The sequence below is a fragment of the Cellvibrio sp. genome (assembly GCF_053579595.1).
This window is the reverse complement of record NZ_JBRFPI010000087.1, coordinates 2511-13456: the sequence shown is the minus strand read 5'-3', so window position 1 is coordinate 13456 and position 10946 is coordinate 2511. Positions and strand designations below refer to the sequence as shown.

At 45.8% G+C, this 10946-nt stretch carries 9 protein-coding genes; 8 read left to right on the top strand and 1 reads right to left on the bottom strand.

Going from position 1 to position 10946, the window contains the following annotated elements; genetic code table 11:
* Positions 1 to 1056, bottom strand: a 1056-nt coding sequence (locus ACWA6V_RS07635) for a PAS domain S-box protein (protein ID WP_449521920.1), incomplete at its 3' end; no start/stop codon positions are given.
* Between the two features lie 319 nt (positions 1057 to 1375).
* Here ACWA6V_RS07635 and ACWA6V_RS07630 point away from each other — a divergent pair.
* The 8 genes from ACWA6V_RS07630 to ACWA6V_RS07595 all read left to right on the top strand — a co-directional run.
* The gene (locus tag ACWA6V_RS07630) at positions 1376 to 1732 is read left to right on the top strand and encodes a hypothetical protein (protein WP_449521919.1); all 357 of its coding nucleotides are present in this window, start codon (positions 1376 to 1378) and stop codon (positions 1730 to 1732) included.
* An 8-nt stretch (positions 1733 to 1740) separates the two neighbouring features.
* Positions 1741 to 2103, top strand: a complete 363-nt coding sequence (locus ACWA6V_RS07625; RefSeq protein WP_449521918.1) for a GntR family transcriptional regulator — start codon at positions 1741 to 1743, stop codon at positions 2101 to 2103.
* Position 2104: 1 nt separating this feature from the next.
* Positions 2105 to 2983, top strand: coding sequence for an ABC transporter ATP-binding protein (locus ACWA6V_RS07620; RefSeq protein WP_449521917.1), 879 nt, complete (start codon positions 2105 to 2107; stop codon positions 2981 to 2983).
* Positions 2983 to 3912 carry a hypothetical protein gene (locus ACWA6V_RS07615; protein ID WP_449521916.1) on the top strand — a complete coding sequence of 310 codons (930 nt, stop codon included), beginning with the start codon at positions 2983 to 2985 and terminating at the stop codon, positions 3910 to 3912. The genes ACWA6V_RS07620 and ACWA6V_RS07615 overlap by 1 nt, the downstream gene beginning before the upstream one ends.
* 76 nt (positions 3913 to 3988) lie before the next feature.
* A complete protein-coding gene (locus ACWA6V_RS07610) occupies positions 3989 to 4663 on the top strand; it encodes an ABC transporter ATP-binding protein (RefSeq protein ID WP_449521915.1) in 675 nt (224 codons plus the stop codon).
* A complete protein-coding gene (locus ACWA6V_RS07605; protein ID WP_449521914.1) occupies positions 4663 to 7146 on the top strand; it encodes an ABC transporter permease in 2484 nt (827 codons plus the stop codon). Before ACWA6V_RS07610 ends, ACWA6V_RS07605 begins: the two co-directional genes overlap by 1 nt.
* 36 nt (positions 7147 to 7182) lie before the next feature.
* Entirely contained in the window at positions 7183 to 7962 is a 780-nt protein-coding gene (locus tag ACWA6V_RS07600; protein ID WP_449521913.1) for a hypothetical protein, read from the top strand.
* A gap of 208 nt (positions 7963 to 8170) precedes the next feature.
* Positions 8171 to 10946, top strand: a 2776-nt coding sequence (locus ACWA6V_RS07595) for an insulinase family protein (RefSeq protein WP_449521912.1), incomplete at its 3' end; no start/stop codon positions are given.

The following is a 10946-nucleotide window of genomic DNA, read 5'->3' as shown; positions in this document are numbered from 1 at the left end:
ATCGCACTCGCGCACGCAGTGTTCAAGGCGGCGCGATGCCTGTTCCAGTAGTAAATCCCCTATATTGTGCCCATAGTTGTCGTTCACAGCTTTGAATTTATCCATATCTAAATACAAGAGTGAAAAAGTTCCCTGATTGCGTTTTGCGCGCGCCATTGCCGAATGAATGCGGTCGTAGAAGAGGGTGCGATTGGGTAAGCGGGTTAATTGATCATAAAGCGCGAGATGCTCAAGGCGCGCCATCATTTGTTTGCGCTCTACCGCCGCTGCAATTTGGGTTGAAACAAATTGCAGTAATTCCATATTTTTTTCACTGTAATGGTGTTCGGGGGAAAAACTTTTTAACACCAATGCGCCCAATACACCCGAATGGGATTTCAGTGGAACACCCAGCCAACTTTGCAGCGCCTGCCGTTCATAGGAAGCGTTGTAGAGCTGCGCTTTATTGGTATCCAGCACCTGCGCCAATAATTGATTGGCGATCTCGGTCCCGTCATTGCTAAACGAAAGCACTACCTGCTCATGTGAGTAAGGAAAGCTGGTTAATCCGGAATTACTATCGCGCAGTGCCACCGAAAAATTTTCAGCGGCTAACAACTCGCTAATAATCCGATGGATTTGCGCGAAGAGTGCGTGCAGATCCTGCGTATTGTGCGAGGCTTCAGCAATCGCAAACACGGCCTGCTGAATGCTCTCAGCCTGTTTGCGCCGGGTGATGTCTCGGGCAACCGCCACACGGCATTGATCTGCTTCCGACCAGCGCGCCGACCACATAATGTGGACGGTATCGCCATTTTTGCGGATATAGCGATTCTCAAAGTGTGGCTGCGGTTCCCCTGCAACAATTTTATCGACTGTTTGGAGCGTGAGCTGGTGGTCATCCGGATGTACCAGCTCCAGCATTTGTTTGCCCATCAACTCTGCTTGTGTATATCCAAAAATCTGCTCCGCACTGGGGCTTACATAAAGAAAGTGACCGTTTTTATCCACCACGCAAACGGCGTCCACCAATAGATCGATGTATTTGCCAAGGGACGGGAAGGTTAGGGAGTTCATAGCATCTATCCATTGGTGATTGCCACCTCTTGAAGGGTTGGCTTTGTCTCCCCAATAGCATAGTCAGGTAGAGGTGTGCTTGTAAAACCTTTGCTTGGGAATTTGTGTGTGCGGGGGCTTGTTAAAAATTGTTATACTGTTATAGTTGTGTATAACACTATGCTGGTGTGTGAAATAAGATCGCTAAGCCGGAATACTTGCTACCGCGTTATTAATCCAACTGTTATTGGCTCTGCTTTTGTAGTTGGGGGCTATTTGGTTGCGCAATAACTGTTATGGAATTTAAGTTATTTCTTACTACTTTTTTAAAGAGAGCTCTATGAAACGTTTACTGTTATTAATTCCTTGTATTGCACTTTCAGCCTGTGTGTATAACCAACACACCAACGAGTATCACAAAGGTACAGAAATTAGCGCGCAACAAGTGGCCACTATTGAAGCAGGTAAAACCACAAAGCAATGGGTGCTTACCAACTTTGGTATTCCTGATCGCACCCAAGTAGAAAAGGATGGGTTAGAGGTATTTGAATATGTCTATGAACGAACCGAGAAATCCAGTAAGAGTTTTATCTTTTTATTCGATATAGACTCAGACAAAGTTGCCTCGCGCAAAGTGACTCGCGTCGTTATGCGCGATGGCATTGTGCAGGCTATTCATGTTAACGACAGTAAATAACCGACACTATGAATTGGAATGATGATCAGCCCATCTATCGACAGCTGCGTGAAAAAATTGTGGCGTTGATTTTATCGGGTGTATTCAAAGAGGGCGATGCTCTGCCGTCCGTGCGGCAGGTCGCCAGTGACTATCAAATTAATCACATTACGGTGAGTAAGGCCTATCAGGAGTTGGTGGATATGGGGCTGGTGGAAGCGCGGCGCGGCATGGGTATGTATGTAGTGCAGGGTGCGCAACAAAAATTGCACAACATCGAAAAAGAAAAATTTATCTCTACTGAAGTGCCCGCACTTTTGCTGCGTATGCGGCAGCTGGGTATAAGTAAAAAAGAATTGATCACCGCGCTGCAAGTCGCGCAAGGAGAATAGCATGAGCCCGGTAATTAGTGCCCAAGGGGTACAAAAGCGTTACGGCAAAAAAATGGCGTTGGAAAATATTGATTTGCAAATCGATGCAGGGAAAATTGTGGGCTTAATTGGTCCCAACGGCGCTGGTAAGACAAGCTTGTTAAAAGGGATTTTAGGCTTGGCGCCAGTAGAGGGCGAATTGACTGTGTTGGGGATGAATCCGCAACGCGAGCGCGTGAAATTATTGGAGCGGGTTTCCTTTGTTGCGGATACCGCGATACTGCCCCATTGGATCAGCGTGCGCGAATTAGTCGCTTACACCGAAGGCGTCCATCCGCGCTTCAGCCGCACACTGTGCATGAAATATCTCGCAGAAACCTCTATCGCGCTTACTGATAAAGTCCGGTCACTCTCCAAGGGCATGGTCACCCAATTGCATCTTGCGTTGATTATGGCAATTGATAGTGAGCTATTGGTGTTGGATGAGCCGACCTTGGGCTTGGATATTCTTTATCGCAAACAATTTTATGAGAGTTTGCTCAACGATTATTACGATGGACAGAAAACCATTTTAATTACCACGCATCAAGTGGAAGAGATCGAAACAATTTTGACTGATCTGATTTTTATAAATCAGGGAAAAATCGTGTTGGATGCAAGCATGGAGCAAATCGCAATGCAATACGTGGAGTTACAGGTGGACGCCAATTACAAAGAGCATGCGCTGGCGCACAACCCGATTCACAGTCGCCGCTTGCTGGGTGGTTTCAGTATGTTGTTTGAACCCAGTGAGCAGCAGCGTGCATCACTGGCGCAATTAGGGCAGCTCACTACACCGAGTTTAAGTGAATTATTTGTGGCTAAAATAAAGCCCCAGCATTTGGCGAAGGAGGTGGCGTAATGTTTGGAAAACTTTTTGTGGTGCAGTTAAAGCGTGAATACTGGGAACATCGTAGTCTATTTGTATTATTACCCTTGGTGTGTGTGTTACTAGTAGCCGGTTTTTGGGTGTTGGCAGTTATCAGCGATCCCGCCATCAATCAAACAAATGACTCAGGTATTAAGTTAGCTGATCCTCATTTTCAGGAATTCTTAAAACTGGATGAAACTGGTAGTGGCTATAAAATAAATTTTGCAAGTAACGAAGTGGTTGGCTTTATCATTGCGTTGCAACAATTTATGGGGTGGTGGTTTTTTTCCGTGGTCAGTGTGTTTTTGACTTTGTATTACTCTACGTCATGTTTGTTTTCTGATCGTAAAAGCCGCGACATCTTATTTTGGCGCTCCATGCCGGTAAGTGAGCATTTTAATGTGTTCATCAAATTAGTTGTAGCGGCGGTGAGTGTACCCTTGTTGACACTGTTAATGAATGCATTGACAAACCTGGTGTTATTACTCGTAGTTTGTGTGTGGCTGGGTGACTTTGGGCAATTTGTCACGGCCTTGCACGCCTTGCCACTGCTGGGAAATTATTTGTTGGGCAGCATGGGTTTGGTGCCGCTGATGCTGCCGGTATTTGCTTGGGCGATGCTGGCATCAGCCTACGCAAAAAAGTCGCCCTTTCTCGGTGCTACTTTTATCCCGCTAATCCTGCTGGTTGCTGATCGTTTTCTCAATAAATTCATGGGAATCAATATTCATATTTATGAATTGGTCAAAACCTATCTGAATAGTATTGGTGAAGTTATGCAGGTGTCGTTTGGCGATGCTAGCAACGGATATGTGAGTTTTACGTTTAACTATTCTGCTGAAGTGACAATTTACAGTGTGCTCGTGGCTGTGTTGTTGGCTGTCGTTATATGGCTGAGAAATAATCGTTACGAGATTTAATTTTCCGTCACCAAAATATTCAAGGATTCGCAATCTTAACCCTTCATTATTACCATTCTAAGGATTAAATCTGGCTATGCTTGACGTTAAAGGAATCTCTAAAAAAGTAACAACAGCCGAGGGCGATTTAACTATTTTGCATGATATTTCGCTTGCGGTTGCAGCTGGAGAATCGATTGCGATTACTGGTGCATCTGGCTCGGGTAAATCCACTCTTCTTGGGATTTTGGCTGGCTTGGATGTACCCACAGCAGGAGAGGTCATTTTGAATAATCACTCGCTTACGTCTCTCAATGAAGAGGGACGGGCGAAAGTGAGAGCGGTTAATGTTGGTTTTATTTTTCAATCATTTCAACTGCTGCCCGGTTTGACCGCGCTAGAAAATGTCATGTTGCCGCTGGAGCTACGCGGCAATAAAAAAGCAAAAAATTTGGCGATGGATTTTTTAGGCCAAGTGGGATTGGAGAAGCGTACCAGTCATTACCCGCAACAGCTCTCCGGCGGCGAGCAGCAACGAGTTGCTATAGCACGGGCATTTGCCAGTCAGCCCAAAATTCTTTTTGCCGATGAGCCAACCGGCAATTTAGACAGTACTACCGGTGCGCGTATTATAGATTTGCTCTTTCAATTAAATGCGGAACAGAACGCAACACTCATTCTGGTTACCCATGAACACCGTCTTGCGTCGCGCTGCCAAACACGTATTGAATTATCGGCAGGCGAAATAATGCCATCGCAGGGTAAACAATAATGTTGGCATTAAAATTATTGCTGCGTAATTGGCGCAGTGGCGAGTTAAAGCTGTTGGCTGTTTCCCTTATTCTTGCGGTGGCTGTTTTAAGTGGCATCTCTATTTTTTCTGCAAGACTTGAATCAACCCTGTTGTTGCAAAGTAATAGCATCTTGGGTGCAGATGCTGTTGTCAGTGGTTCTGTGCCGATAAGTCAGGAATGGATTGGCCGCGCCACAGAAAACAAGCTCCAGCAATCATTTTCCACTATGTTTATGTCAGTTGTTTATGCTGGCGATGAGATGCAAATGGCATCGATTAAGGCCGTGGATTCGTATTACCCATTGCGCGGGCAATTGGACATTAGCCATGTGGTTTATGCGGAAAATGCTGTTGATATTAGAACGGCCAGTGCAGTTCCTGCCGCCGGTGAGGTGTGGGTAGACTCACGATTGTTCTCCGCATTAAAAATATCCATGGGTGACAGGGTTTCCGTAGGCGATGTGGATTTAACGCTGACTAACATACTTATTGATGAGCCGGTCGGCGTGAATCCGTTTTTTAACTTTGGCGCGCGCTTGATAATGAATATTGCTGATCTGCCAAAAACCAATATTCCGCAAGAGAATTATCAATGGCTGCTTGCTGCGAGCAATAGCAAAAATTTGACTGGCTTTCTTGAGAAAATAAAACCTGAGCTTAATCAACATCAAAGTATTGCAACCATTGAGTCATCGCAGGAACAGTTAACGGCCAATTTAAAAACCGCCAAAAACTTCCTGATAATTGCATCGGTGATGGCGGTGCTCCTGGCTGGTGTCGCAATTGCTATTGCGGCACGCCAGTTTTCAGTGCGCCACACTAATCAGGTTGCGCTTATGAAAAGCTTGGGCGCTAATGCTTTGCGTATCCGGTTATTATATTTCGGACAGTTATTGATGTTGGGTGTAGCGGCGGCTTTGTTTGGTTTGGTGATAGGTTACGGGATTCAGGAAGTTGTCGCAGTCAACATCAAGCAGTTGTACCACCTCACACTGGCGTCATCGGGTGTTTATCCCTATGTGCTGAGTTTTATCGGAGGTTTGGTTTGTGTGTTGTGTTTTGCATTGCCTGCGCTTTGGTTTTTGCCTGGTATTCCCCCGCTAAAAATTTTACGCAGGGAATTAGCGGTGAATATGCCGCAGGTGTGGTTGCAAATAGGTTTGGCAGTGTTTGCGATGGTGGCGTTGGTGGGCCTATTTAGTCGCAATATAAAAATCACCTTAAGTTCAACTCTGGGATTACTGGTTGTTTTGGTGGTGGCCTGTATTGTGTCCTGGTTGTTGTTGAAAATCAGTAAACTATTTATTAGCAATTTAGGTGGGGTCTGGCGGCTCGCATTTGCGGGAATGCAAAAACGTAGGGGACAAAGTGTTGTACAGGTGGCCATTTTTTCCGTTGCGTTGATGCTATTGCTAACCCTGACGATTATTCGTACCTCATTTATTGCGGAATGGCAGAGGCAAATTCCCGCTGATTCACCGAATCATTTTATTGGCAATATGAATGCTGCTGACGTGGCAGATTTCAAGCAGTTTTTGCTCGATAGACGTATTGATGTGAATCCCATTTATCCTGTCGTAAGAGTTCGGATCGCAAAAATTAATGCGGTCGAACCGAGTGCGGAACTGAGTAATCGCCATCCTGCATTTAAACAGGAGTTAAATGTCACTGATTTCGATTCATTGGCAAGTGATCATGAGATTGTGGAGGGGCAATGGTGGGATTTATGGCAAAAAGCTGCGCCCAATAGGGTGGGGGTTTCAGTCGATGCTGAATTCGCAAAACTTATTGGGCTGCATATTGGCGATCAACTGGCTTTCTCTGTTGGGGGCTTAGCCTTGAATGCAGAAGTGGCCAGCTTTAGGCGTATTGATTGGAAGTCGTTAAATCAAAATTTCTTATTTATATTTGAGCCAACTGCACTTGACCGTTTTTCACCGATTTATGGCACCAGTGCGTTTATTCCAACAGGCGATACGCAGTACTTTAACCATTTTGCTCGCGAACATCCCAATTTATTGGTATTGAATTTCGGGAGCATGATTGAAAATATCCAAAAAATTATCAGCCAGGTTAGTAACGGTATCGGCTTGGTACTTTGGTTGACTCTGGGGGCTGGGTGTCTGGTGCTGTTTGCAGTGGTAATGGGCAGTATTGAAAGCCGCAAACAAGAAGCAGGCCTGCTGCGTGCGTTGGGAAGTTCGCGCCGCTTAATGTTGGGCAGTGTGCTGGTCGAGTTTGCCATTCTAGGTTTTTTATCGGGTTTAATTGCTATCGTTGGTGCCGAATCATTTTTGTTCGCTTTGCAACACCTCGTGTTTAAGAATGAAATGCAACCTCACTACGCGTATTGGTTGGCATCGCCACTTATTGGAATGGTATTTATTGCAACCTTGGGTGTTGTTTGTTGTCGCACTGTCGTGGTTACACCTCCTGTAGTGGTGCTGCGCGAGGCCACTTAATCATTGGTGTAGTTTTATAATAGAAAGGAAATGTTAATGATCAAACGATTTTTTTGGTATGGCTACTCGCCTATATTCGTCATGTTTTGTGCGGTGAGCCTTTCAGCTACGGTAATGGCCGATGGCCTTACTGATTTTCGCAGCGCCTTAACACAGCTAAAGTTTACTGACCCCATTGTCGTCAATGCGCAGTTCAAATTATTTGGCCGCAGCGGCGAGCACGACGAATTAATTGAGCGTGAAGGCGTGATTAATATGCGTTTGGAGGATGGAGCGAATGGGTTGCGAGCGGTTTATTCCCCTGCACTGATTGGGCAATTACACGCAGAAGAGCTGGCAAAAATTGAGGATGAAAATGTAAAGAATTCAGCGCTCAATGCGGTTGGGCAGTTTCAATATTGGGAATGGCGCGAACTTTTGTATCCCGCCGCACAAATGGAGTTAGTACTGGGGCGCTACCATTTTGTGGGTGAAAAAATGGATGCATTTAATGGCGAGCCAACCAGATTGCTAACCTTTAGTATGCCCAAAGAAAAAATTGACAAAGGCTTTCGCAAATACGTTAAAAAATACAAAAACCATTTGCAGATATGGATTGACGATAAAGGCGTCCCGCTCTCTAGCCAGTTAACTGAAAAGGGTTCCGGGCGCATATTTATCGTGATTGGTTTTACCTTCAAGAATGAAATTCACACCGAATATCGTCAGCAGAACGGGCGGTTGATCGCCGTAAAACGTGAAGTAAAAGATGAAAGCTCAGGTGCAACTATGCAAAGCCAGCGGCATTTTATCGCCACTGTGAATCTAGTTAACTAAGCGGCAAGAGGAACCTACGGCCGGCCAGTATGGTCATATTGGCTGGGCATAGCAGTCTGCTGCAAAAACTCTTCATCGCTCTTACTCCACCTTGTGCGAACGGCTCTGTGCTAGCGCCCCTGTGCGAGCACCACTGTGCGTGCCACCCCAAACTCTGCTAGGCTTTGCCCGCCAATTGAACCAACTCTAACCCTAAAGGAACTACGCTATGTTAAAGCGCTACTCGGCCTATGCCTTCAGTTTGCTGTTGCTGGGCGGAATCAGTTTGGTGGGCTGCGAATCCACCAGCAGCTCCAAACCCACCGTACAAAACCCCGAACAAGTCACCATCATTAAAAGCCCTAATGATGATCGTCAGTATTCGGCGCTTCTGTTACCTAATGGTTTGCAGGTGGTGTTGGTCTCTGACCCGACGCTTGAAAATTCTGCGGCGTCGATTGCCGTGGGCGTGGGCAGTGCACATGACCCCAAAACACAATTGGGTTTGGCGCACTACCTTGAACTTATGTTGTTTTTGGGGACGGAAAAATATCCTGAGCCCGATGGTTTTATGAAATACACCCAGGCCAATGGTGGTATGACTAATGCCTTTACCGCCTACGATAAAACCAATTATTTATTCCAGATCAATGCCGGAAAGTTTGACGATGCATTGGATCGTTTTAGCGATTATTTTAAGAAACCAACTTTTGATCCGCACTTCAGCGAGAAAGAGCGCAATGCGGTGAACAATGAGTGGTCGCTGCAAAAAGCACAAGACGGCTGGAATTTATTTGCATTGCAAGGTTTTACTGCCAATCCGGAAAGCCCCGCCGCAAAATTTAACATCGGCAATTTGGATACCCTGCAAGATAAGCCGGGCTCAGTTTTGCAAGAAGAGTTGAAAAAATTTTACGACAGTTACTACTCCGCCAATATCATGAAGCTGACTTTGGTTGGCAAGCAATCACTGCCGGAATTAAAAGCGCTCGCCGAAAAGCATTTTTCGTCGATTCCCAATAAAAATGTCACCTTGCCTGAAGTCACAGTGCCGGGTTTAACCAAAACCGAAATGGGCAAGAGTATTCACTACAAGCCGATTAAAGATTTGAAAGCGCTTTATGTGGATTTTCCGGTGAAATCCAACAAGCACCAATGGCGTTTGAAACCCAATGAATATGTGCGCAACTTAATTACTTCGGAAGAGCAGGGCACCTTGGGTGAGCAATTGCGCAGTAAAGGTTTGGTAAAAATGATTACCGCCTATATTGATGCCGAGGGCTACGGCCCCGACGGTTTCCTGCGCGTGCAAGCGGAATTGACCGATGCGGGTGTGCAGCAGCAAGATGAAATCCTCGCGGCAATTTTTTCTTATATCGACCTGATCAAGCGCGATGGTTTGAATCCCAATTACTACCGCGAATTGCAAGCCATGCGCAGCAAAGATTTTGCCAATGCCTCCAAGTCAGAGCCGCTCGACCAAGCGGTGGAATTGACTATGTTGCAGTTTGATTTGCCGGTAGAAAATTTATTAAATGCCGATTACATCTACGACCGTTACGATGCTAAAGCAATTAAAAATCTGCTGGCACAATTGGATGAGCGTAATGCCCGCGTGTGGTACATCAATCCCAATGAAAAAGCAGAAACGCCTGTGCCCTTCTTTGATGGTAAATACGCAATTCGCGCTATTAATGCCGAAGAATTTGCGCGCTGGGATTCATTGGCCGCTAAACATAAATTTAATTTGCCACCGTTGAATGATTTATTTACTGATAAACCTGCGCCAATTGTCGATAACCTTTACCTTAAACCGCATCAGGTGGTTAGCCAAGCGGGCGTAGAAGCTTATCTGGCTCATGCTGAACATTATCGTGAAGACAAGGGCCAGGTGTCAGTACAAATCAATGTCGATTTTTCACTGAAATCACCGAAAGAAGCTGTGCTCTCGTCACTGATTAATGATATTTACAACAAGCAAACCATGACATTGGCAGATCGCGCCGGGCGCGCATCCCTGGGGATTTCGGCAACCGTAATGGATGCCAATAGCCAGGGTATTTTCATTTCCGGTTACACTACTAAACATCCTCTGCTGTTAGAGCAAATGTTGAAAGAATTTGCTGCATTGGATATTAGCGATAAGGCGTTCCACGAAGCGCTGGATAGTTTCCAGCAAAATGTTGCCAACAAAGAAAAGAACCATGTGTTTCGCCAGTTATTTGGTCACGGCCAACGTTTGACCAGTAAAGTGCAATGGACCGATGAGCAACTGCTGGCTGCCGCCAAAATGGTTAGCAAGGCCGATGTGGTTGCTTACCATGCGGCCATTAAACGCGATCCACTGTTGCGCATTTTTGCAGTAGGCAATTACACCGACGCGCAAGTAAAAGAAATGGCTTTGGCAGCGGCTGCGATTCTTCCCGGCACGCGCACACCGGCGCAGCGCGTAGTCAATCAATATGTGACTCCCGCACCCCGCAAAGCTATAAACTTTAGCGATGATGTTGAACTGGCTGATAGCGCGGTTTTACAAGCCTGGTTTGGCAGTAAAAAGTCTGATGATGAACAGGCGCAGTTGGCGGTATTAAATTCGCTGTTTAGCAATGACTTTTTTATGCAGTTGCGCACCCATGAACAATTGGGTTATGTGGTGACCAGCTTTAATTATCCGGTCGATGATATTCCCGGTTTTGTGATGTTGGTGCAAAGTTCCAATACCGATCTGCCCGGTATCAAAGCGCGTATGGATAAATTTCGCGCTGAATATCTGGCTAAATTAAAAGCCACTGACCCTGCTGAGATCGAGCAGGCCAAGCAGGCAATGATCGCCAATGTGCTGCAAAAGCCAACGGATTTTTATGCTGAGGCTGGTCTATACACTAGCGAGTTCTGGCATGGCAAATACCAATTTGATGCTCGCGATCGCTACTTGGCCGCGCTGCAAAAAGTCACTAAAGACGATTTGGTTAAAATCTACGAACAATTATTGCTCAACGATAAAG

Excerpts from the sequence above, each read along its gene's own strand:
- ACWA6V_RS07630 (WP_449521919.1), top strand. The coding sequence starts at position 1,376 with ATGAAACGTTTACTGTTATTAATTCCTTGTATTGCACTTTCAGCCTGT.
- ACWA6V_RS07625 (WP_449521918.1), top strand. The coding sequence starts at position 1,741 with ATGAATTGGAATGATGATCAGCCCATCTATCGACAGCTGCGTGAAAAA.
- ACWA6V_RS07620 (WP_449521917.1), top strand. The coding sequence starts at position 2,105 with ATGAGCCCGGTAATTAGTGCCCAAGGGGTACAAAAGCGTTACGGCAAA.
- ACWA6V_RS07615 (WP_449521916.1), top strand. The coding sequence starts at position 2,983 with ATGTTTGGAAAACTTTTTGTGGTGCAGTTAAAGCGTGAATACTGGGAA.
- ACWA6V_RS07610 (WP_449521915.1), top strand. The coding sequence starts at position 3,989 with ATGCTTGACGTTAAAGGAATCTCTAAAAAAGTAACAACAGCCGAGGGC.
- ACWA6V_RS07605 (WP_449521914.1), top strand. The coding sequence starts at position 4,663 with ATGTTGGCATTAAAATTATTGCTGCGTAATTGGCGCAGTGGCGAGTTA.
- ACWA6V_RS07600 (WP_449521913.1), top strand. The coding sequence starts at position 7,183 with ATGATCAAACGATTTTTTTGGTATGGCTACTCGCCTATATTCGTCATG.